General features: G+C 69.9%; 19 protein-coding genes. 4 read left to right on the forward strand and 15 right to left on the reverse strand.

What is annotated here, in order from left to right; genetic code table 11:
- Positions 1-94: 94 nt before the first annotated feature.
- The 11 genes from FNH13_RS13565 to kynA all read right to left on the reverse strand — a co-directional run bounded on the left by FNH13_RS13565 (position 95) and on the right by kynA (position 16,488).
- Positions 95-3,937, reverse strand: coding sequence for an ExeM/NucH family extracellular endonuclease (locus FNH13_RS13565; RefSeq protein WP_228266404.1), 3,843 nt, complete (start codon positions 3,935-3,937; stop codon positions 95-97).
- A 169-nt stretch (positions 3,938-4,106) separates the two neighbouring features.
- Positions 4,107-5,300 (reverse strand): winged helix-turn-helix domain-containing protein, encoded by a 1,194-nt coding sequence (locus FNH13_RS13570; RefSeq protein ID WP_143783904.1) that lies wholly within the window; start codon positions 5,298-5,300, stop codon positions 4,107-4,109.
- 65 nt (positions 5,301-5,365) lie between these two features.
- A complete protein-coding gene (gene hpf, locus FNH13_RS13575; RefSeq protein ID WP_143783905.1) occupies positions 5,366-6,055 on the reverse strand; it encodes a ribosome hibernation-promoting factor, HPF/YfiA family in 690 nt (229 codons plus the stop codon).
- Positions 6,056-6,299: 244 nt separating this feature from the next.
- Complete coding sequence (locus FNH13_RS13580) at positions 6,300-7,046, reverse strand: ComF family protein (RefSeq protein ID WP_143783906.1); 747 nt, start codon at positions 7,044-7,046, stop codon at positions 6,300-6,302.
- 86 nt (positions 7,047-7,132) lie between these two features.
- Positions 7,133-8,908 carry an LpqB family beta-propeller domain-containing protein gene (locus tag FNH13_RS13585; protein WP_143783907.1) on the reverse strand — a complete coding sequence of 592 codons (1,776 nt, stop codon included), beginning with the start codon at positions 8,906-8,908 and terminating at the stop codon, positions 7,133-7,135.
- Positions 8,905-10,635 (reverse strand): MtrAB system histidine kinase MtrB, encoded by a 1,731-nt coding sequence (gene mtrB / locus FNH13_RS13590; RefSeq protein ID WP_143783908.1) that lies wholly within the window; start codon positions 10,633-10,635, stop codon positions 8,905-8,907. Before mtrB ends, FNH13_RS13585 begins: the two co-directional genes overlap by 4 nt.
- A gap of 4 nt (positions 10,636-10,639) precedes the next feature.
- Positions 10,640-11,317: an MtrAB system response regulator MtrA gene (mtrA, locus tag FNH13_RS13595; protein WP_143783909.1), complete on the reverse strand. Its 678-nt coding sequence runs from the start codon at positions 11,315-11,317 to the stop codon at positions 10,640-10,642.
- Positions 11,318-11,324: 7 nt separating this feature from the next.
- Positions 11,325-12,794 carry an adenosylhomocysteinase gene (gene ahcY, locus FNH13_RS13600; protein WP_143783910.1) on the reverse strand — a complete coding sequence of 490 codons (1,470 nt, stop codon included), beginning with the start codon at positions 12,792-12,794 and terminating at the stop codon, positions 11,325-11,327.
- A gap of 160 nt (positions 12,795-12,954) precedes the next feature.
- Complete coding sequence (locus tag FNH13_RS13605) at positions 12,955-14,376, reverse strand: mycothione reductase (protein ID WP_143783911.1); 1,422 nt, start codon at positions 14,374-14,376, stop codon at positions 12,955-12,957.
- A 23-nt stretch (positions 14,377-14,399) separates the two neighbouring features.
- On the reverse strand, positions 14,400-15,653 hold the full coding sequence (locus tag FNH13_RS13610) for a kynureninase (RefSeq protein WP_143783912.1): 1,254 nt from the start codon (positions 15,651-15,653) through the stop codon (positions 14,400-14,402).
- On the reverse strand, positions 15,646-16,488 hold the full coding sequence (kynA, locus tag FNH13_RS13615) for a tryptophan 2,3-dioxygenase (protein WP_228266726.1): 843 nt from the start codon (positions 16,486-16,488) through the stop codon (positions 15,646-15,648). Before kynA ends, FNH13_RS13610 begins: the two co-directional genes overlap by 8 nt.
- Positions 16,489-16,657: 169 nt before the next feature.
- Here kynA and FNH13_RS13620 point away from each other — a divergent pair, with 169 nt between their 5' ends.
- The 3 genes from FNH13_RS13620 (at position 16,658) to FNH13_RS13630 (ending at position 18,986) form a co-directional block, all read left to right on the forward strand.
- A complete protein-coding gene (locus FNH13_RS13620; protein ID WP_143783913.1) occupies positions 16,658-17,401 on the forward strand; it encodes a hypothetical protein in 744 nt (247 codons plus the stop codon).
- A 167-nt stretch (positions 17,402-17,568) separates the two neighbouring features.
- Positions 17,569-18,522 (forward strand): amidohydrolase family protein, encoded by a 954-nt coding sequence (locus FNH13_RS13625; RefSeq protein WP_228266405.1) that lies wholly within the window; start codon positions 17,569-17,571, stop codon positions 18,520-18,522.
- On the forward strand, positions 18,519-18,986 hold the full coding sequence (locus FNH13_RS13630) for a hypothetical protein (protein WP_143783914.1): 468 nt from the start codon (positions 18,519-18,521) through the stop codon (positions 18,984-18,986). Before FNH13_RS13625 ends, FNH13_RS13630 begins: the two co-directional genes overlap by 4 nt.
- Here the strand turns inward: FNH13_RS13630 and FNH13_RS13635 are convergent.
- From FNH13_RS13635 to FNH13_RS13650, 4 genes are read right to left on the reverse strand one after another with little or no spacing between them, the layout of a single operon-like run.
- Entirely contained in the window at positions 18,911-20,191 is a 1,281-nt protein-coding gene (locus FNH13_RS13635; protein WP_143783915.1) for an SIS domain-containing protein, read from the reverse strand. The two genes, FNH13_RS13630 and FNH13_RS13635, sit on opposite strands and share 76 nt — an antisense overlap.
- Positions 20,192-20,199: 8 nt before the next feature.
- Complete coding sequence (locus FNH13_RS13640) at positions 20,200-20,406, reverse strand: Trm112 family protein (RefSeq protein WP_143783916.1); 207 nt, start codon at positions 20,404-20,406, stop codon at positions 20,200-20,202.
- Positions 20,403-21,824, reverse strand: a complete 1,422-nt coding sequence (locus FNH13_RS13645) for a phosphomannomutase/phosphoglucomutase (RefSeq protein ID WP_143783917.1) — start codon at positions 21,822-21,824, stop codon at positions 20,403-20,405. The genes FNH13_RS13640 and FNH13_RS13645 overlap by 4 nt, the downstream gene beginning before the upstream one ends.
- Positions 21,825-21,833: 9 nt before the next feature.
- Positions 21,834-22,193 (reverse strand): DUF3499 domain-containing protein, encoded by a 360-nt coding sequence (locus tag FNH13_RS13650; RefSeq protein ID WP_143783918.1) that lies wholly within the window; start codon positions 22,191-22,193, stop codon positions 21,834-21,836.
- Between the two features lie 121 nt (positions 22,194-22,314).
- Here FNH13_RS13650 and FNH13_RS13655 point away from each other — a divergent pair, with 121 nt between their 5' ends.
- Positions 22,315-22,728 carry a metallopeptidase family protein gene (locus FNH13_RS13655; protein WP_143783919.1) on the forward strand — a complete coding sequence of 138 codons (414 nt, stop codon included), beginning with the start codon at positions 22,315-22,317 and terminating at the stop codon, positions 22,726-22,728.
- Positions 22,729-22,748: the final 20 nt, after the last annotated feature.

Consider the following 22,748-nt stretch of genomic DNA (forward strand, 5'->3'; position numbering starts at 1 on the left):
GGACAGGCTAATCGCCGAGAGCCCTCGACCGAAACCGAGGTGGGGGTGTCGCCGGCTGTGCCGGCGACACCCCCACCGGGGGATCATCTGCTGGTTAGGACGCGAAGAGCTCCTCGATGGCGGTCTTGACCGCCTCCGTGATCGCGACGGTGCCACCGAACAAGGTCACCGTGCTGGGCTCACGCTCCACCAGCGCCGCAGCCGTGGCCGTGGGCAGGTGGTCCTGCTGGGTCAGCAGCAACGGGCTCTGGCGCAGCCCGGCCAGCGCCGCACCGGACAGCGCATCGGGGAACGCCTGCCCGGAGGCGACGAACACGTTCTCCGACGGAGCGATGCGTGAGGCGATCACCGCGGCGGTGGCGTAGCGGTCGTCACCACGCAGTCGCTCGACCGTGGTGGCGTAGGACTCCAGCTCGGTCATGACGTCATCGCTGATCGCCACGGTGCCGCCCAGGACCACGATGCGGTCCGGGTCGAGCGCCTCGAGCGCTGCACGCGTCGCGAGCGGCACGGCATCGGACTTGGCCAGCACGATCGGGTCGTCCTCCAGACCAGCGAGGGGACCCGCCGACAGGGAGTCGGCGAACTCCAGGCCCGACGCCACGTAGACCGTGTCGACGTCCGCAGCGCCGAAGCGCGCCTGGGCGAGCGCTGACGCGGTGGCATACCGGTCCTCACCGGAGATCCGCACCACCTCGGCGCCGGTCAGGGCCTGGGTCTGCGCCAGGACCTCGTTCGAGATGACCGCCGTGCCGCCAACCGCATACACCTGCTCCGGGCTCAGTGAGTCCAGAGCCGTCGCGATGACGTTCGGCAGCTTGTCGACCTTGGTCAGCAGGACCGGAGCACCGTCACGCACCGCAGGGGCGGTGGCGGTCAGGGCATCCGGGAACTGCTGGCCGCTGGTCAGGTACAGCGAACCGACCTCACCGAACTCGGCAGCGATCGTGGCCGAGGTGGCGTAGCGGTCAGCACCGGAGAGTCGGTCCACCACCACGGGGTCGGGAACCACGGTCGGATCCAAGTCGAGTCCGACCAGGATCGGGTCGTGGTCGGAGGAACGGAAGGCATTGGGCTCGAAGAGCGCGTCCTGCTCATCCGGCTTGAACGTCATGTCGTAGTCCAGGACGCTCGGCTCGTCGGCGTTGATCTTCCACGCCTCGGTCGCCGTCACCTTCGCGGACAGCGCGTCATTGGCCATCGCGTAGTCCAGGTAGCCCAGCTGTCCGTCGAAGACGTAGGAGTACTCGTACTCCCCCTGGTGGTCCAGGAGCAGGTCCGAGTAGCCGCCGTCGAGGAAGACGTTGATCGGGTCTTCCTTGTCGTAGGAGTTCAGGTCGCCGATGACCAGGGTGTTCTCGGCGCCGGTGCCGGTCGGGTCGTCCGCGAGCCAGTCGACCATGGCCTCCGCGGCGTCGGTCCGCACCCCGTTGCAGTTGCCTGCCCACGGGTCCTCCAGGTCACCCACGTCCTCGCAGGTCGAGCCCTTGGACTTGAGGTGGTTGACCGCGACGGTCACCTGCTCGCCGGTGGCGAGCTCCTCGAAGGTCTGCGCCAGCGTGGGACGGTTCTTGTCATCCAGGAACCGATCGTCGACCGCGGTGGTCAGCAGGGCAAAGTCGCCCACCGGGGCCACCGTGGCCGGCTTGAAGATGAAGGCTGTCGTGATCTCGTCCGTGCCGATGGTGCCGGTCTCGACGTAGTCGTAGGTGCCCGCTCCGACCTCGGCGTTCAACGCCGCGGTCAGGGTCGCCACCGCGCCGTCGTCGTTGTTCTCGATCTCGATCAGCCCCACCACGTCGGCGTCCAGCTCGGCCAGCGCGGAGACGATCTTGACCTCCTGACGGTCGAACTCCTCCGGAGTGTCAGCACCCCGGCCGTTGAGGTCGGTGAAGTAGTTCAGGACGTTAAAGGCGGCCACGGTCATCGTGGCGTCCTCCATGTCCGGCACCTCCGTCGGGCGGGGGTTGACCGCGGTGAACACGGCGTCCTCGGTCGGCTGGACGCGGTAGAGGTTGAACCGGTGATCCATCACGCCGGCCAGGTCGGTGATGGTGTCACCACCGCGGAAAGTGTGCTCCAGGGTGAACTGGCCGCCGGCCGGGTGGCGCAGGAACGGCGGGTTCTGCGGGCTCAGCCCGTCGTCGATCGTGATCCGGTGGGTCGCGTTGTGGTCCCGCACCTCGATGGCCTCGGCCGAGTCCGGCAGCGCGAGCGCCGTCGGCTGGAACTGGCGGGCCGTGTCGAGACCGGTGCCCACCACGACCTCGCCGAAGCGGGCGTAGTTGAAGTACTCCAGGATGGACAGGTCGGCCGGGAAGGTGACATACATGCCCTCGACGGCCTCCTTGTCGGCGTCCGTCAACGGGAACTCCAGGACAGTCGCCTCGGGGAGCTCAACACCCGTCGCGCAGGGCACGATGACGGGAGAAGTGCTGATCTGGGTCAGGCCGTCAAACTCCGTGGCCGTGCCGGTGACCCGCACCTGGTCGCCCACCGAGACCTCGGCTGCGCCAGGAGCGTGCACGAAGATGCCGTCGGACGTGGCGGGGTTGCCGTCGCCCTCGTCCTGCACATAGAAGCCGTTGAAGCCGCCCTCCTGGAAGTCGCCGACGACGACACCCTCGATCGTGACGAGGGTCCCAGATATCGGAGTAGCGTCGCCGGATCCCTGGACCGCACCGATCGCGGTGGCGGGGTCACCGCACTCGCCGCCGGGCGGCGGGGGCTCCTCCTCGTAGACCTCGTTCGGCTGGCCCGGGGTGTTCCAGGCCTGGCCCGGGGCCGGCGGGCCCTCGAAGCCCGGGAAGCCCGCCTTGTTGAAGTCGTTGCGGACCCAGTCGGCGACGCTGTCGGTATCGGTCCCGTCCGGGATGCGTGAGGCGCCGCCGGGCGCGAACGGCAGGTCGTCGAACCCTCCCACCAGCGCGGTCTCAGAGTAGAACAGGTCGTTGGCGTTGCCGTCCACGACCGCGACCGAGTCGACCACGGTGAGCCCCGTGCCTTCGTCAAGGACGCCGTCGCGGTCGGCATCGATCACCGTCTGGTCGGTGTAACCCTCGACCAGCAGCAGTGTCAGCGTGCCGTTCTGGATGCGGTTGGCCGGAAGGTCTACGTGCCAGAAGCCGTCGGCGTCGGTGTTGCCGACTGTGTCCGCCGTGATGATCGAGCCGCGCGAGTTGGACGTCCCGTCGCCCTCCACCTGGACGATGTGCAGGTCGGAGTAGTCGGTCGACGGCTCGCCGTAGACCTCGTAGAACTCGACGTCGTCCCCGGGAGTTGCGGTGTCGATTGAGAACTCGTTGATCACCGGTGCCTGCGGCTCGGACTCGACGCAGTCTGACTCGTGCTCACCCAGGCCGTCAAAGGTGTCGACCGGGAACCCGACCCACTCGGTCACGGGGTCGTAAGCGTCGGTCGGGTCGGTGTCCCCCGCGCACACACTGGCCATCCGGCGCATTGTGTTGTCCTGGGTGGTGAAGTCACCGCTGCCCCAGCCACCGGTGGGCCGGTTTCCGATCTGGCCGATCGAATCCAGCACTTCGCCCTCGGTCGTGCCGAGCACGACCACGTCATCGCCATTGTGCTGCAAGTTGTACTTCAGGTCTGCGACGTCCAGGACAGCCTGTGCAGCCAAGGTGTGCGCCACGACATAGGTGCCACCGGGAGCAAGCGTTCCCTCCAGTGTCAGCGTGAAACCTACCGTCGTGTTGCCGTTCTGGAAGCCCTGGATCTGATAGCCGGAGAGGTCGACGCTGGCATCACCGGTGTTGTAGATCTCCAAGGCCTTGTTGTTGCTGGTGCCCTCGACATACTCACTGATGATGAGCGAGTCGGCGGCCGCAGGAGCGGGTGCAGCGGGGACGGGGGGCACCTGCGGTGTGATCGCCGTCGCAGCGCCTGGGGCGAGCGCCCCGGCAATGGCGACGGACGCCATTGCGGCAAGTACCGCACGGGTCCGTCGAGTAAGTCGTGACATGAATTTTTCCTTTGCGGGGTCCGACACGGGAAAACCACGGAAGACGTGGCATGGTGCGGACCTTAGCCTCCAGCAGTGACACCTGGGAAGACCCTGAGACGTGTCGTCGGTGAACGGTTCGGGGCCCTCAGATGAAGTCGACCCGGTCCAGGCCGAGCCACCCGGCCATCAGGCCGAGCTCCTCGCCGAGCGCCTCGCGGGTGTGGGCGGGCGCCCCCGGCTCACAGTGCAGGCGCCGGACCAGCAGTCGGCCACGGGCCCGATCAGCCTTGAGATCCACCCGGGCGACCAGCTCCTCCCCCAGCAGGAAGGGCAGCACGTAGTAGCCGAAGACCCGCTTGGGCTCGGGCACATAGATCTCGATCCGGTAATGGAAGCCGAAGAGTCGCTCGGTGCGGTCCCGCTCCCACACTAGGGAGTCGAACGGGCTGAGCAGAGAGCGTGCAGCCACCGACCTCGGGCGGCGGGCGCTCGTGTCCAGATAGGCCGGGCGGTCCCAGCCGCGCACACTCACCTGCTCGACCTCACCCAGGCGGACCAGCTCCGCCAGGGCCGGGCCGGCCATCGACTGCCTCAGCCGGAAGTAGTCGCGCAGATCGGCGGCCGTGCCGATGCCATGAGCTCGCACCGCACGACGCATCAGCTCCACCCCTGACTCCTCCGCATCCGGCGCGGCAGGCTGCCCCGGTGCGCGGGCCAGCACCTCCGGCGGCAGCACGAACGAGGGCACGGCATAGCGCCGTTCAAACTGGCTGTTGCGCCCGGAGCTGACGATCTGACCCGCCCAGAACAGGTGCTCCAGGCACTCCTTGACCAGCGACCAGTTCCAGCCCCAGTTGTCCCGCGCGCGCACCTCCGCCGTCTCCACCAGAGTGTCGACCTCGCGTGCCGTCAGCGGGCCGTGATCGCGCACCACCTCGCGCACCGCCTCCAGGACACCTGGATGCTCACTCGCCACCTGATGGCTCCAGGAGTCGACCTCGGCCCGCGCCATCCGGAACCCCAGGAACGGCCAGGTGTCGGGCGGGATCAGGCTGGCGACGTGGGCCCAGGACTCCACCAGTCGTCTCGGCTCCCTCGACCGTGGCCCGCTGCCGTCCCGGGCGCGATCGAGCAGCGCGGTGTCATAGGGCCCAAGACGGGAGAAGAACGGCAGGTAGTGACTGCGCGCGAGCACGTTGACACTGTCGATCTGCACCACCTGCACCCGGTCGATCACCCGCTGGATGTGCCGCATCGTCGGGCGCGCCGGACGTGGGTCGGCGAAACCTTGCGCGGCCAGGGCGATGCGCCGTGCCTGCGGGAGCGTCAGCTCAGTCATCTCGTGAACATAGACGAGGGCCCCGACAGCGTCGGGACCCTCGTCCAGGTGTCAAGGGGTGACGATCACCCGGCAGCAGCCCCAGCTGCGACGGGCTCGTCGTCCTCAGCGTGCTCGTGCTTGAGTCGCAGCACGCCGTAGGACCATCCGCGCCGACGGTAGACGACGCTGGGCAGGTCGGCCTCTGAGTCGTGGAAGAGGTAGAAGTCGTGTCCCACCAACTCCATCTCGTTGAGAGCCTGCCCGACGCTCATCGGCTCGGAGGCGTGGACCTTCTCGCGCAGCTCGATGGGCGAGTTGCCCTCGGTTCCCAACGCCTGGGCGATGGCCTCCTCCGGGTCCAGCGGCACTCCGTTCTCGGAGGCCTCGGTGGGCGCCTCGGTGCGCAACGGGTCGGTCGGCAACCCAAAGGTTGCCTCGGCCACGGAAGGCTTGCGGTGCTTGCCGGTGTGGCTGATCCGGCGCTTGTCGTTGGACCTGCGAAGTCGCTCCAGGAGACGGGTCATCGCCAGGTCGAGCGCGGCATACTCCTCGTCCGCGCACGCCTCGGCACGGACCACGCTCCGCTTGATGTAACAGGTGATCTCTACGCGCTCGCTCTCCTTGGCCTGACGGGGGTTGCTCTCGTGCGTGAGCACCACGTCGGTCCGCGAGACCCGCGGGGCAAGCTGGGTGACCTTGTCGAGCTTTTCCTCCAGGTGGCGGCGGAAACGGTCAGAAACTGTCTTCTTCCGGCCGGTCACGGTGATTTCCATAGGATCCTCCTCAAACTGCGCCAGTGTGCTGAACCTTGGGCTGTCTCGGCCCTCTACCCGTCCGGCACCACCTCCCGCAGGCGGCTACCCCGTCGCCTCTCACAACACTGGCGGCCACCACGTGCGGTGACCGGTCGGCGCTGGGGGCGTCCCATAACCAGACACTAGCCCGGTTCCAACCCGAAAGACAGCCGCGTCGGTATGTCGTGCCCCACGTGTCGCGGGTCACTCCTGTCACACCGCCTCACCCGGAGGAGGCGCCCCTCCGCCGGGTCGCCGCAATGGTGACCGCCACGACGTCCAGGGCCCCCGCAGCACGCAGCGCACGGGCTGCTTCGGCGAGGGTTGCGCCGGTGGTGATCACGTCGTCGACCACCAGGCAGCGGGCACCCTGGACCGCTTTTCGAGCCGGCTGCTCCACCGCCATGGCACCGCGCAGGTTGGTCGCCCGTGCCCCGCTGTGCAGGCCCGACTGGTCCTGCACCGTGCGGGTCAGCCGCAGGGCTGGCACAAGGGGTGGGCGCGTTGCTGGGGGCAGCGAGCGCAGGGCTCGGCGGGTGAGCTCCTGCAGCGGACGGTCCCCGCGCCGGCGGACGTTGGCCCGCCCGGACGGCACGGGCACCACGACCGGTCCCTGCGCAGTGGCTGCGGTCCCTGGTCGCGCGTGTGCCAGCAGACCGGCCAGCACCGCCTCGGCGAGCACCGGGGACAGCACCTGGGCCAGGTCCCGTCGACCGTTGTCCTTCCAGTTGGTCAGAGCCGCTCGCACGGCCCCCTGGTAGGGCAGGACGGACCAGACCGAGGGAAGCCCGTGGGGCACCGGGGTCGGCCACCACCGGGCAGCCGGAGGCGCGCCCGCAAGCTCTGCCTCGCACGCCGCGCACCAGGCGTCCCTGGGCAGGTCACAGCCGCCGCAGCGCACGGGGAGCACGAGGTCTCCCAGGGCCAGCAGCGCGGTGGTGAGGTGACCTGCCCCGGTGCGTGACGGCATACCTCACGATCGGGTGCGGGCCGGTGGTGGACAAGGCTGGCTGGGCCACCTGTGGACAGCGAGGAGGACCACTCACCGGGTGTGGATCACGTCCCGGGGATGATGAGGTCGTCGCCGTTGCGGCCGATGCCCCAGTCGTTGCGCTCCTGGGTGTAGATCCGGCCCGGCTCGGTCAGCACGGTCAGTGGCGGGAGGGCCTCACCGGGGACGGCACGCGCGCCGGTCGCCTGCGCGACGCTGCGCAGCGGCTCGAGCCAGCCCCCGATATGCACCAGGAACGGACGGTCGGCCCGGTCGGACTGCTGCTGCCCGAGCACGAACAGTTGGGTCTGCGAGGACCAGACCGCGGAGGTCACGCTGGTCAGGGTGGGGGCGACCCAATAGGGCTCGGTGAGCGAGGTCGCCCGTCCGTCCTGGTCCCGCACGATCCCGGTGATGCCCACCTGGACCTCGTCGGTGTCCATGTGCTCCAGCACGATCAGGGCCCGACGGTCATCGGCGGCCAGCCGGAAGGAGGTGATCCGCTGGTCCTGCCCCAACCAGGGCGCGTCCAGTGGTCGGGCCACGGCCTGGCTCAGCGGCTCGGTCCGGGAGATCACCCAGACCCGCGGACTCGTGGTGGAGCGTCCCGCCACCCACAGCGCACCGCTGCGGTCGAACGAGGGGGTGGTCAGCTCCAGGCCGATGCCCTCCATGACGATGTCGTTGCCACCCCGCCAGCGCCAGAGCTCATCACCAGTGACCGAGACACCGGCGAACTCCTCCACCAGCGCGTCGGTCGCCAACTGCCTCCACCGGATCGGCACCCGGGGCAGCTCCTCGGCGTCGGCGGCCAGATCGTCCTGCAGCTGGTAGTGGTCGGGCACCACCGGCTTGAGCTCGTCCCCGGTGCGCAGCAACCCGTAGGGCACCGTCCAGGTGGCCTCCTCGAACCCGGTGGTGGAGACATCGGAGATCGGGTTGTCCACGCCCTCCACCTCCAGTGGACGTCCCGCACTGCGCACCAGGACGCTGCTGACCCGGGGATCCTGCTTGAGGGTCTGTGCGAACTGGGCCAGCAGCTCCCTCTGCTGCACCGGCGAGCTCCCGAGCGTCAGTCCGCGCAGGTCCACGGTCGCTGTTGAGGTGGCCAGGTCGACCGGCACGGCGCTGGCCACCAGTTGCAGGTCATCGGAGATGCCCGTCGCGGCGGCGCCAGCCAGATAGTCGGGCACGGGTCCGATCTGGGCGCTGGCCAGACTCGTCGGCAGCCCGTCACCGCGGGGGAACCACCGCACGTCCGGGATCAGGAAACCGTCGTTGGGCGTGACGTAGTGCACGGCGCCATGGGTGAACTGCCGCTCGAAGTTGATCTCCGACAACCACAGCCCGTCCCCCTCCGGGAAGGCAGCGATGCGCCACTGGCCGCCCACCCGCTCCATCTCGAACTGGTGGCTCTGGGCCGTCCCGCGCGGCACCTCGACCAGATAGCCGTCCCGGTCGACCGTCCCGCGCACCGTCACCTCGGCCTCGACGCTGCCGTCCTCGGTGGCCGTGAGGTCCGGCTCGCCCTCATAGATCAGCACGGTGCTGGTGGGGCGCCACTGGCGGGCCAGGTCTTCGGTCAGGAAGGAGCGCGCCACGTCGTGATCGTCGGCGAAGCTGCTGCTGGCCCGCAGGAAGCTGGCCACGATCTCCTCCCGGCTCGCGTCCTCCTCCGGACCCACCGGCAGGGCCTGGACCTCCTGGACCGGGGCTCCCTGGACGGGCAGGCCACGCTCGACCGTGTCACTGGTGGGCAGTCCGGCACAGGCCGAGAGCACCAGGAGCAGGGGCAGTATGCCGGCGAGGAGCCGGCCGCGCAGGCTGGGTCGGTCGATCATGGCGAAGCCTCGGTTTCGGTGAGGTTGCGCGGGGTGGGCGCGTCCTCGAGCAGAGCGGGGTCGGCGTGCCGCGCAGCAGTGTCGCCGTCGAGCTGGTCGGGGTCTGCGTGCAGCGGCGCAGGGTCGGGGTGCAGCAGGGTCGGCTCGCCGTGCAGCGGGGGTGGCTCGGCGGGGAACGGGACCGGACCGGGCGGGACGGCGACCGGGGTGTCCTGTCGGCGCGGCAGCACCAGCCGGAAGGCCGCGCCCTCACCACGCTGCCCTGCCACCTGGAGGTAGCCCCCGTGCAGCTTGGCGTCCTCGAGCGAGATCGCCAGCCCTAGCCCGGTGGCACCGGTCGTGCGGTTGCGCGCGGGGTCGCTGCGCCAGAACCGGTCGAAGACCAGGGCGGCCTCCTGCTCCGTCAGGCCGATGCCGTGGTCCCGGACCGTGACGGCGACCGAGCTCTCGCGCTCCTCCAGGGTGATCTGCACCGGTTCGCCCTCACCGTGGTCAAGGCCGTTGGCGATGAGATTGCGCAGGATCCGGCTCACCCGCCGCTGGTCCATGTCGATCAGCACCGGGTGGTGCGGGAGGTCCACGCGCAGCTCGGAGCCGGTGTGGTTGACCAGGGTGGACAGAGCCTCCAGGACCTGGCGGATCACCCCGACGAGGTCGATCTGGTCGATCTCCAGGTCGGCTGCACCAGAGTCGTAGCGGCTCATCTCCAGCAGCTCGGTGAGCAACTCCTCGAACCGGTCCAGCTCCTCATACAGCAACTCAGCAGCGCGGGCCACGGGCACGGGGAAGTCCTCCCGCGAGGCGTGCAGCAACTCGCCAGCCATCCGGATGGTGGTCAGCGGGGTGCGCAGCTCGTGCGAGACGTCGGAGACGAAACGCTGCTGCAGCATCGACAGCGTCTCTAGCTGGCGGATCTGGGACTGGATGCTGTCGGCCATCGTGTTGAACGACATCGCGAGCTGGTCCAGCTCGTCCGACCCACGCACCGGCAGCCGCTCGTCCAGGTGCCCCTGGGCCATCTGCTGACTGACCCGGGCGGCCTGCCCGACAGGGCGCGCGACCATGCTGGAGGCGACCCAGCCCACGGCACCCACCAGCAGGAGCAGCGCCAGCCCGCCGAGTGCGAACCACTGCCGGATCAGGTCCAGGGTGGCCTGCTCCCGCTCCATCGGATAGATCAGGAAGACGTTGTGCGGGCCGGCCCGGGGGATGTCGACCTGAGCGCCGACGATGACGGAGGCGAGGGCGGTCTGAGAGTCTCCGAGCCGCACGTCCGTGACCATGACCTGCTGGTTGCTGGGGTCCTGGGCGAGCGCCTCGGGGAGCTGCTCCGGGATCTGCTCCACGTCGAAGTCGTCCGGGGCCAAGGTGGTGATCCGCGCTTCCCGCTCGTTGCCCACGCTGCGGATCAGGGCGCTGCGCCCGGACTGGTCGGGCGGGGTGATCTGGTCCATGATCCCCTTGGCCGTGGCGTTCAGACTGGTGTCGTCGCTGCGGTCGATGGCATCGAACTGTGCCTGGGCATAGCGGACCTCCTGCGCAGCGCCGGCGGTGGCCTCGGAGACCGCCTCCCGCACGAGCCCCTCGGCGACCTGGGCAAACAGGACCGTGCCGATCAGTGCTGTCACCAGCGAGCCCAGGAGCATCGTGGTGACGATCACCCGCAACCGGAGGGAGGAGCGCCACCATGCCACCACTCCCCCGGCACCGTGGGCGGGGGTGCTCATGTCCTCAGGCCGGCCCGGCCTTGTAGCCCACCCCGCGGACGGTCAGCACGATCTGCGGGTTCTCCGGGTCCTTCTCGATCTTGGCCCGCAGCCGCTGCACGTGCACGTTCACCAGGCGGGTGTCACCAGCGTGCCGATAACCCCAGACCTTCTCCAGCAGCGACTCGCGGTCGAAGACGTGGTTGGGACGGCTGGCCAGCGCGACGAGCAGGTCAAACTCCAGAGGGGTCAGCGACAGCTCGACACCGTCGCGCTTGACCGTGTGACCGGCCACGTCGACGACGAGGTCGCCGACGGTGAGCTGGGAGGGCTCGCGCCGGTCGGAGCGGCGCAGCCGAGCCCGGATCCGGGCCAGCAGCTCCTGGGGTTTGAACGGCTTGACGACATAGTCGTCGGCTCCGGCCTCCAGTCCGGCCACGACGTCCTTGGTGTCGGTGCGTGCGGTGAGCATCACGATGGGCACGCCGGACTCGGCCCGCAGGTGTCGGCACACCTCGACACCGTTGATCGTGGGCAGCATGACGTCGAGCAGCACCAGGTCGGGGCGGAACTCGCGGAACAGGGCCACGGCGCGGCCGCCGTCCGCGCAGTGGGCCACCTCCAGGCCCTCCTTGCGCAGGACGATGCCGAGCATCTCGGCGAGCGCCTGGTCGTCGTCGACCACCAATACACGTGCGTTCACGGTCACCTCAGTAGCGGTAGTGCTCCGGCTTGAAGGGCCCGGAGACGTCCAGGCCGAGATATTCGGCCTGCTTCTTGGTCAGCTCGGTCAGGTCGGCGCCCAGGGCGGACAGGTGCAACCGGGCCACCTCTTCATCGAGCTGCTTGGGCAGCACATGCACACCGACCGGGTAGTCGTCCGGGCGGGTGAAAAGCTCGATCTGCGCCAGGGTCTGGTTGGCGAAGGAGTTGGACATCACGAAGCTGGGGTGCCCGGTGGCGTTGCCCAGGTTGAGCAGTCGCCCCTCGGACAGCACGATGATCGAGCGCTCCTCGCGGGCCTCGGCGTCACCGTCGGCCTCCTGCGCCGGCAGCGTCCACTCGTGGACCTGCGCCTTGATCTCGGTCTTGCGCACGCCGGGGACACGGGACAGGCCGGTCAGGTCGATCTCGTTGTCGAAGTGGCCGATATTGCCCACGATCGCCTTGTCCTTCATGGCGAGCAGGTGCTCCGGGCGGATCACGTCGCAGCAGCCGGTCGTGGTGACGAAGAAGTCGCCGAGACCGACGACGTCCTCGAGCTGCGCGACCTGGAAGCCCTCCATCGCGGCCTGCAGGGCGCAGATCGGGTCGATCTCGGTGACGATGACCCGGGCGCCCTGCCCGGCCAGCGCCTCTGCGCACCCCTTGCCGACATCGCCGTAGCCGAGCACCACGGCGACCTTGCCGCCGATCAGGGTGTCGGTGGCCCGGTTGAGGCCGTCGATCAAGGAGTGGCGGCAGCCATACTTGTTGTCGAACTTGGACTTGGTGACCGAGTCGTTGACGTTGATCGCCGGGAACAACAGGTCGCCGGTCTCGTGCAGCTGATAGAGGCGGTGGACACCGGTCGTGGTCTCCTCGGTGACGCCACGGATGCCCTCGGCGATGGTGGTCCAGCGTGTCGGCTGGGACTCCAGGGTCTGGCGCACGGTGTCGAGGATGACGGCATACTCCTCGCTGTCCTCCGCGGTCGCGGTCGGGACGGCACCTGCCTGCTCCCACTGGCGGCCGTTGAGCACGAGCAGGGTGGCGTCACCCCCGTCGTCGAGGATCATGTTCGGGGCCTCGTCGCCCGGCCAGTCCAGGATCTGGGTGGTGCACCACCAGTACTCCTCCAGCGTCTCGCCCTTCCAGGCGAAGACCGGCACGCCCTGCAGGTCCTCGGGGGTCCCGTGCGGGCCCACCACGACGGCCGCGGCCGCCTCGTCCTGGGTGGAGAAGATGTTGCAGGACGCCCAGCGGACCTGAGCTCCCAGCGCGATCAGCGTCTCGATGAGCACGGCGGTCTGCACGGTCATGTGCAGCGAGCCGGCGATCCGGGCCCCGGCCAGCGGCTGGGTGGACGCATACCGCTCACGCAGGGCCATCAGCCCCGGCATCTCGTGCTCGGCCAGGCGGATCTGGTGCCGCCCCGCCTCTGCGAGGGACAGGTCCTTGACCTTGTGGTCAAACGTCATCGTCGGGTGCTCCGTCGGTTCGTGGCTGCGGCGCCGTGCCGCATGGCTGGTCAGTGGGGTCGGTCACGTCCGGACCCGGCGCCCATCCTACGTTCTCCTGGGCCGGGCAGCGCTTTCCTGCGGCGTGCCTGTGCCGGTGACGCCCTGGCGTAGGCGGGGGTCACAGCCCCAGGAGCGCGTTCTCCACCACCTCGGCAAGGGCGGGGTGGATCCAGAACTGCTCCTTGGCCACCTGCTGCGCAGGCTGCGCGAAGGACATCGCGTGGATGACCGTCTGGATCAGGGTGGAGGCGTGCGGGCCCATGAAGTGGGCACCCAGGATGAGACCGGTCGAGGCGTCCCCGATCAGTTTGACCACCCCGGTGGTGTCCTCCATCGCCCAGCCGTAGGCCGTGTCGCCGTAGCGCTGCATCTTGACGGTGACGTCGTGGCCGCCGGCGCGGGCCTCCTCCTCGGTCAGCCCAACCGTGGCCACCTGGGGGTGGCTGAAGACGGCTGCGGGCACATTGGTGTGCACGAACGACTGCAGGTCCTCCGGATGGACCAGGTTGTGGGCGACGACCCGAGCCTCGTGGTTGGCCAGGTGCTTGAGCTGCACGGGCGCCGAGACGTCGCCGAGGGCCCACACCCCGTCCGCGGTGGCGCGGCCGTGATCATCGACCACGACGCGCCCGTCGGAGTGGGTCTGCACGCCCACGACCTCCAGACCCATCCCGTCGCTGTTGGGCCGGCGGCCGGTCGCCACCAGCACGACGTCCACCTCGAGGGGATCGCCCTGAGTCAGCTCGAGCCGCACGCCCGCGCCGCCGCCGTCCGCGCCGCCGCCGTCCGCGCCGGGCTGGGTCACGGTCGCGCCGGTGATCTGCGTGTTCAGCCGCAGATCCCACTGCTGCTGCGCCTGCTGGGTGAACAGCGTGCCCACCTCGGCGTCCAGACGGTGCAGCAGCCGGTCGCCGCGCTGCACCTGGGTGACCTGCACCCCCAGGGCGGAGAAGACGTGCGCGAACTCGGCACCGATCACGCCGCCTCCGACGATGGCCATCGACCGCGGCAGCTCCGCCAGCCGCATGACCGTGTCGGAGGTCTCGAAGGGCACCCCCGAGGACTCGATGACGTCGGGGATCGTGGCGCGGCTGCCGGTGGCGATGACGATCTGCTCACCGGTGATCCGGACCTTCTCCCCCACGGCGTGCTTCCCGCCGGGCGACGTGATCTCGACCTCGACCTCACGCTCACCCACGAACGTGGCGTGTCCCAGGTAGGCCTCGGTGTTGGGCCCGTTGACCCGGTAGTCCCGCCCGCCCTCGGAGATCGGGTCGATCCGGCCGAAGACCCGGTCCCGGATATCGGGCCAGCGCACCCGATCGAGTGTGGCGTCGACGCCAAAACGGCTCGCGTCGCGGATGGTCGTCGCGACCTCGGCCGCATACACAAACATCTTGGTGGGGATGCAGCCCACGTTCAGGCAGGTCCCCCCGAAGGTGCCCCGCTCGACGACGGCCACCTTCTTGTCCGCAAAGTCCTCGGTCACCAGGGAGTTCCCCGAGCCGGTGCCGATGATGATCAGGTCGTAGTCAGCCACCCCAACAGACTACGGTCGCCCCCTCACCCACGTGCGTGGAGGAGCGAGCGAATGGTCTCTAGGCCCGTGGCCACCTCGGCGAAGCTCGTCGACAGCGGCGCCAGACCCAGGCGCAGCCCGTCGGGCGCGCGGAAGTCCGGGATCACGCCCTGCTGCCACAGCCGGGCGGTGAGGTCGGCAAAGTCGTGGCGCCGGATCGTCAGGTGCCCGCCGCGCCGCTCGTGCTCTCGCGGTGAGGCGATCGCGACGTCCAGGGCGCCGGGCCACGACTCCACGATCTGCCACGCCAGGTCGGTCAGGGCCAGGGACTTGGTCCGCACCGCTGCGATCCCTGCCTCGGCGAGCATCTCCAGGGACAGCCGCAGGGGCACCATCGCGACCACCGGCGGCGTCCCGCTGACCAACGAGCGGATCCCCGGGGCGGGCTCATAGCCCGGGCCCATCAGGAACGGGTCACGGCGACCCATCCAGCCCTGGATCGGCTGCCGGAGTATGCCGTGGTGCCGCCTCGCGAGGTAGGCGAAGGCGGGGGCACCCGGGCCACCATTGAGGTACTTGTAGGTGCAGCCGACCGCCGCGTCGACCTCCCACGCGTCCAGCTCGACCGGCACCGATCCGGCCGAGTGGCACAGGTCCCACAGCGCGAGCCCGCCGACCGCGTGCACCAGCCGCGTGATCTCCGGCGCGTCCGCCAGATAGCCCGAGCGATAGGCCACATGGCTCAGCAGGACGACCCCGGTGCGCTCGCCCACGACCTCCGCGACCTGCTCCGCGCTCACTCCCGAGGCGGGATCGGCCTCGATCCAGACCAGCTCCAGCCCTCGTTCGGCGGCCACTCCCTCGGCGACGTAGCGGTCCGTCGGAAAGTTGTCGGTGTCGATCACGATCTGCGTCCGGGCCGGGTCGGCGGCAACCTGGCCGTCCGCCAGCGCCCGCAGCATCTTGTAGAGCATCACTGTGGTCGAGTCCGCCACAACGGTCTGCCCGGGCGCGGCGCCGAGAGCGGCGCTGGCGACGAGATCCCCGGTCTCCTCGGGCCAGCGCATCCACGCCTCGTCCCAGCCGCGGATGAGCCGGGTGCCCCAGTCCTGCTCGACGAAGCGGGCCAGCTCGTGGGCGGTCCCCCGCACCGGTCGACCCAGGGAGTTGCCGTCGAGGTAGGCCTGCAGCCCCTCGGCCGGCTCGAACCGGTCGGTGAACCTCCCGAGCGGGTCGCGTGCGTCAAGGTCGGCTGCGACGGCGGCCCAGTCGGTGCCGGTGGCCGCCGTCTCACTCATGGTGGTAGCCCTCCTCGGTGACGTCCTGGATGCGGGAGCGCACGGAATACAGCTCGGGAAAGAAGGTCAGGTCGAGGGCCCGGCGCAGGAAGGGCACCCCGGATGAGCCACCGGTGCCCCGCTTGGACCCGATGATGCGCTCGACGGTCTTGAGGTGCCGGAAGCGCCAGAACTGGAAGTTGTCCTCGACGTCGATCAGCTCCTCGCACAGCTCATAGACGCCCCAGTGCTCGTCCGGCGCGGCATAGATCTGTCCGAACAGCTCGACCAGTCCCTCATTCTCCTGGTGGGGTCGGGACCAGTCCCGGTCGAGGAGCTCGGGTGGGACCGCATAGCCCTGGCGGGACAGCCAGGCCAGCACCTCGTCATACAGGCTCGGTTCGTGCAGCAGTGTCGACACTTCGGCGTGCACGATCGGGTCGTGCTCGAAGACGCGCAGCATCTCAGCGTTCTTGTTGCCCAGCAAGAACTCGACCGAGCGGTACTGCCAGGACTGGAAGCCGGAGCCGGTGGCCAGGAACGAGCGGAACTGCGCGTACTCGCTGGGGGTCAGCGTGGCCAGCACGGACCACTGCTCGGTCAGGATGACCTGGATGTGCTTGACCCGGGCCAGGCGCTTCAGGGCCGGTCGGGGGTCGTCGGCCCGGATCAGGTCCCGGGCGGAGTGCAGCTCGTGCAGCATCAGCTTGAGCCAGAGCTCGGAGGTCTGGTGCTGGATGATGAAGAGCATCTCGTCGTGCCGGGTCGGCACCGAGCGGGGGTGCTGGGCCGACAGGACCTTGGCCAGGTCGAGATACTCCCCGTAGGAGAGGTTGCGCGCAAAGTCCCGCTCGATCCCCTCCTCGAGATCACGTTGGGCGGTAGGCCGAGACGCGGGTGGGGCGGCCTCAGCCGGCTGGGAGCCGGAACGGTCGGGCAGGGCCTCGTCGGGCACGCGAACCTCCTTGTGGGCGTGGGCTCCCCACCGTATCGCCCGCACCTGGCGACGGCCTACAGTGACCGGTGTGAGCGATGGTCTGCCGCGCACCGACGGCCTCCCCACCACCCGCCACCTTTCCAGCGAGCAGGTGCGGGCCACCGTCCTTGACCTGCAGGGGCGGATCGCGGCCCGGTTTCCGCAGCACCGTCTCACCGTGGTGGCCACCGACCTGGTGGACCTGGTCGACCAGGTGGACCTCAAGACCCAGGACACCCACCGCCGCGTGGTCCACACAACCCTGGTGGCGCGGATCCTGGCGGCCGTGGCGCTGCTGGTCGCCATCACCCTGGTGGTGCTGGCCCTCCAGCTGGTGATGAGCCACCCTCTCGACCAGCTCAACACCTGGATCCCGCTGATCGACAGCACGATCGACACGATCGTGTTTATCGGGATCGCGGTGCTCTTCCTGTGGGCCTTCCCCGAGCGTCGGGAGCGCAAGGGCCTGTTGGCCCTGCTGCACCAGCTGCGCTCGCTGGCTCACGTGCTCGACATGCACCAGCTGACCAAGGAGCCGGGGCGGCTGCGCACCGGTTATGTCCCCACCGAGCTGAGCCTGGCCAGTGACCTCACCCGGGATGAGATGTTCGACTACCTCAGCTACTGCACCGAACTGCTGTCCCTGATCGCCAAGACCGCCGCCCTGTGCGCTGAACGCTCCTCCGACGGGACGATCCTGGACACCGTGAGCGACGTCGAGACCCTTACCCGTGAGATCTCGGTGCGGGTCTACCAGAAGGTCACCCTGCTGGGCCAGTTCGACGAGCGCTGACGGCATACGCGCGGTTGTGCGGGCCGATCCTCCTGCCCGCCCACTGGCGGACGAGCACGCCGACCGGGCCCGAGGCGTGCCCTCCCAGGGGTGGCGCCGCGCGGTGCACCCTGCGACCGAGGCGGGGGCACCTCCGCACCCGGGTGAGTCACGGCATACTCGGGGCTGTGCCGACCGACACCATGCCCGATCACCGGGGACCCGCAACCGACGCGGACGTGGCGTCCTGGGTCGCGGGACTCGGGCTCCCCGGTCTCGCGGACATCCACGTGCACTTCCTGCCCGAGCCGGTCCTGGCTAAGGTGTGGGCCTACTTCGACGCCCACGGCTGGTCCGAGGGGGGCGACTGGCCGATCCGGTACCGGCTGCCCGAGCAGGAGCGCCTGGCGGTGGCGCGGTCGCTGGGCCTGCGTGCCGTCCCGGCCCTGACCTACGCCCACAAACCCGGCATGGCAGCCTGGCTCAATGCCTGGTGCGCCGACTTCGCCCAGCGGGTCCCCGACGCAGTGCCCTCGGGCACCTTCTATCCCGAGCCGGAGGCCGCAGACTACGTCCCCGAGGCCATCGAGGCCGGGGTGCGGCTGTTCAAGACCCACGTCACCGTCGGTGACTTCGACCCCACGGACCCGCTGCTGGATCCCGTCTGGTCGGTCCTGCAGGACGCGGGCACCCCGGTCGTCCTGCACGCGGGCTCGGGTCCGCATCCCGGGCGGCACACCGGCCCGGCGCCGGTCGCGGCACTGCTGGCGCGCTTCCCTCGTCTCGTGCTGGTCATCGCCCACCTCGGCATGCCGGAGCACCACGAGTTCGCTGACCTGGCTGAGCAGTATGCCGGCGTGCACCTGGACACGACGATGGCCGGGACCGACTATGTCGAGGCCAGGTCCCCGCTGCCGAGTGGCTATCTGTCCCGACTGCGCGACCTGCAGCACAAGGTCGTGCTCGGGGCCGACTTCCCCAACATCCCCTACCCTTATGCCCACCAGCTGCAGGCGCTGGCACGGTGGGATCTTGGGGAGGACTGGATGCGGGATGTGTTGTGGCACAACGGGGCGCGACTGATGAGACTGGCTGACCACGGGGACCAGGCCAGCTCTGCCGCTGCTGGAAGTGGGCGATGAGGGCCTGGGCGCGCTGGCTGGCCGGCGGGCTGCTGCTGCTCTCCCTGGGGCTGCCGTGGACCAGCGCCTCCACCACGACGACGCCCGGCGGGCCGTCGTGCATCCCCGACCTGTCCGGCGAAGGCGGGTTGATCTGCGACTACATCGGTGTCCCGACCACGCACGTGATCGGTGGTGCCGTCGGCGGTGAGTCCCCCGCACGCTTCTTCCTGGTCCTGGCACTGGTCCTGCTGCTCGTGGGCTGGGCGTCCGCCCGTCCCATGGCACTGCTGGTCGCCGCGGGCTGCGCAGTGGTCGCGGTGGCCACCGCCCTGCCGGAGGTGCTCAGCGGTCAGTTCACCGCCCTGCTGGCTGCGGGCCTGCTCCTGGTGTCGGTCGGGGGCGCCGGTCAGCGGGTGCGGTCGTTGAGATCTGCCACGTGGGGCGAGACCGCAGGGTCCAGCCCGAGCCCCAGCGCCAGATAGGTCGCGGTGAAGTCCACCGTGGTGACCAGCTCGGCGAGCCGGGTCAGCGGTCGTCCGGGCTGAGCGCTCACATCCATCACCCGCACCCCGGCCTCCCGGGCAGTGGCCAGGACCGCGTCGGTCAGGGCCTCGACCTCCACCGACTCGCGGGTCGGTGGCTCGGGGGCCGCATCGCGCAGGGTCAGCAGACCCAGCTGCGGCAGGGACGGACCGTCCAGGAACGGGTCGGCAAAGATGTCGCGGCCGCCGGCGCCGCGCGGCCGCTCGGCAAGGTCACCCTCGGGCTCGGCGAAGTGGTGCGGCTCCCAGCCGCTGGTGTCGATGTCACCCAGCCGGATGCGTCCGGCGTCGTAGGTGCCGGGTCGGTGCCCGCCCCGAGCGGTGTAGGGACCGTCGAAGCAGGCCACGATCTGACTGGCGGCGTCCGGGAGCTCCCCCCAGGGGGCGGGCATCCGGGCGGTGCGCGCCAGCATCGAGGATGCGCGAGCCGCGGCCACGCCGCTGAGCGGTCCGTCACCGAGCACCATGGGCACGGTCTCCGCCAGCTGCAGGGCCAGCAGCTTGGCCGGGTTGACGAACGACTCTGAGGCGGGCCGGTAGGCCTCAGCCGCCTCGTCCAGCCGATCAGCCACCTGCCTCATCTGCTCGCGCGGGGTGTCCACCAGACCCAGGGTGTGAGCACCGAGCAGGACCGGGGTGAGCAGACTCCACAGGGACGTCCGCGAACTCGTGCGACCCCGGCCCACGCCGATGTGCGTCCCCCGGGCGCGTCGGCATACCTCCGCCAGCGGGGAGTCGTCGGCCCCGACGGTGAGCAGTGAGGCGCCCCGGCGGGCGGCCTCGGCAGCGATCCCGACCGGCCCGGGGGCACGCCCGGACAGTGAGACCGCCACGACCAGGTCGAGGGGGCCGACCCACCCGGGCAGCGGCAGGTTGCGCCGCGCCTGAACCGGCACGGGAGAACCGGGCTCGGCGAGCAGCTCGAGCACCTCGGCCACCAGCGCGGAGCCACCCAGTGCGGCCACCAGGACCGAGCGGGGTCGGTCCAGCCGGGCGAGCCGGTCGATGCCGGCCTCCTCGGCGAGACTGACCGACTCGCGGACCTGGGCGCCAGCGGTGGCCAGGGCACGCAGGGTCTGTCTGCTGTCCTTGCGGAGCAGCTCGTCGGGGTCGTCGAGCAGGGCGTCGTCGATGTGCGGTGCCATAGGGCTCCTCAGCGCGTCACGGTGGTGGCGTCGCTCTCGAGGAGAACGGGGATGCCTTCGGTGATGGGGAACTGCCTCCGCTGACCGGGGCCACCGCAGTCCTCGGCACACTCCAGGACGGGTTCGCCGGCGCCATTGAGACGGTCCACCAACTCGTGGCGGCCGACCGGGCAGCGCAAGATCTCCCGCACCCAGGGTTCGATCGAGTCGCTCATGCGCGCACCATCCTCAGCACCTCGTCACGGATTGTGATCATCGTCGCCTCGTCCGAGGCCTCCACGTTGAGCCGCAGCAGCGGCTCGGTGTTGCTGGGTCGCAGCGAGAGCCACCAGAAGTCCTGGTCGCTCCCCCAGCTCAGACCCAGCCCGTCGAGCGTGTCGACTGTAGCGCCCCGGCCCTCACCCCAGGCACGCACCCGCGCCGTGGCGGCGGGCACGTCTGCCACCGGCGAGTTGATCTCGCCCGAGGCCGGGTAACGCTCGTAGGGCGCGACGACCTCGGACAGCGGGCCGGGCTGCTCCCCCAGCGCTGAGAGCACGTGCATCGCCGCAAGCATGCCGGTGTCGGCAAACCAGAAGTTGCGGAAGTAGTAGTGCGCCGAGTGCTCCCCACCGAAGACCGCGTTCTGCTCGGCCATCACGGCCTTGATGAAGGAGTGGCCCACCCGGGTGCGCACCGCCCGGCCACCCGCGTCGGCGATCGTCTCGGGGACGGCACGGGAGACGATGACGTTGTGGACCACCGTGACCTCTGAGCCAGCCACCCCAGCCGCGACCTCGCGGGCGATCTCCCGTGCGGCGACGAGGGCGGTGATGGCGCTGGGGGTCACCGGTTGACCACGCTCGTCGATGACGAAGCACCGGTCGGCGTCACCGTCGAAGGCAAGCCCCAGGTCGGCCCCGTGGGCCAGGACGGCGGCCTGCAGGTCACGCAGGTTCTCCGGCTCCAACGGGTTGGCCTCGTGGTTGGGGAAGGTGCCGTCCAGCTCGAAGTAGAGCGGCACGACCTCCAGGGGCAGGCTCGAGCGCTGCAGCACGGCCGGGACGGTGTGCCCGGCCATCCCGTTGCCGGCGTCGACGACGACCTTCAGTGGGCGTCCGCCCTCCAGGTCGACCAGGGAGTGCAGGAAGTCGGCGTAGTCCGCCAGCAGGTCCGCCTCCTCGATGGTCCCCGCCCGCGACGAGGGCGGCAGTTCATGCTCGGCACCCCGGTCCAGCAGCCACTGAGCCAGGTCCCGGACCTCGGCCAGGCCGCTGTCGACACCGACCGGGCGGGCCCCCGAACGGCACAGCTTGATGCCGTTGTAGGCGGCCGGGTTGTGGCTCGCCGTGAACATGGCGCCGGGGACCTCGCGGGCCCCGCTGGCGTAGTAGAGCCCGTCGGTGGAGCACAGCCCGATCAGGGTCACGTCCACCCCGTGGGCGGCGACGCCCGCCGCGAACGCTCGGGAGAGCTCCGGCGACGAGGCACGCATGTCGTGGCCGATCACCATGTCGGTCGCACCGTCCGGGATCACGACGACCTGGGCGAAGGCGGAGCCGAGTGCGCTGGCCACGGCCGGGTTGAGCTGCTCCGGCACGAGTCCGCGCACGTCATAGGCCTTGATGAAGTCCTGGAGGCGCGCTGAGGTCACGCGCCGAGCCTAACGGTCCTTGAGCAGGCGCAGATGCCCGCGGCGACCGATCTCGGTGACCGTCGCCTCCGCGGGGTGCAGCGGACGCTCCCCGGAGCTCCCGGCGTTCACCGCGCGGTGCTCGCGGACGGCTTCGGCCAGCGCGACCAGGTCGTCCGGCGGCTCGTCACCCATCTCCAGCCGCACAACGTCCCAGCCACGGGGCGCTGTCAGCCGCTTGGCATGGTCATCGCACAGGTCGTAGGAGTGCGGCTCGGCATAGGTGGCCAGCGGTCCGAGGACAGCGGTCTGCTCGGCGTAGACGTAGGTCAGGGTGGCGTAGGCCGGTCTGACGCACGCGGTCTTGGAGCACTGACGAGAGATAACCACCCCTGGACTGTATGCCGTGGGGTCGCCCTCACGGGGCAACCACGCCGCGACCTCCCCCAGTGGCACAATCGAGACTCCGGCCAGGTGGCTGGGGCCTGAGCCTGCGGAAGGAGCTGTGGACATGCGTTCACGCCCGCGACCCGAGCCGGTGGTGCGTCGTCGGGACCGGCGCGGGCGGGGCGCACGCGGCCCGTTGGCGTGGCCTCCGGTGCCGGTCATGGTGAGTCGCTCGACCCGTTTTGACGAATTGGTGCTGGACGCGGTGCAGCACATCGAGCAGCGCCTTGACCAGGAGCTGGCCGGTGTGGAGATCGCCGTCGAGGACGTGCCGCCTGCCGACCCGACCCCCTGGGAGTCAGGCATCGCGTTGGGGCGATTGTTCCCCGCAGAGGGATCCCTGCCCGCCAAGGTCGTGGTCTATCGCCGCCCGGTCGAGGCCCGCGCCCAGGAGGACGACGTGGCCGCGCTCGTGCACGAGGTCGTGGCGGAGCAGGTTGCCGGACTGCTGGGGCTGGACCCCGAGGACCTGCTCTGACGAGCAGCATCACTGCTGCC

The sequence above is a fragment of the Ornithinimicrobium ciconiae genome, from assembly GCF_007197575.1.
Classification (GTDB): domain Bacteria; phylum Actinomycetota; class Actinomycetes; order Actinomycetales; family Dermatophilaceae; genus Ornithinicoccus; species Ornithinicoccus ciconiae.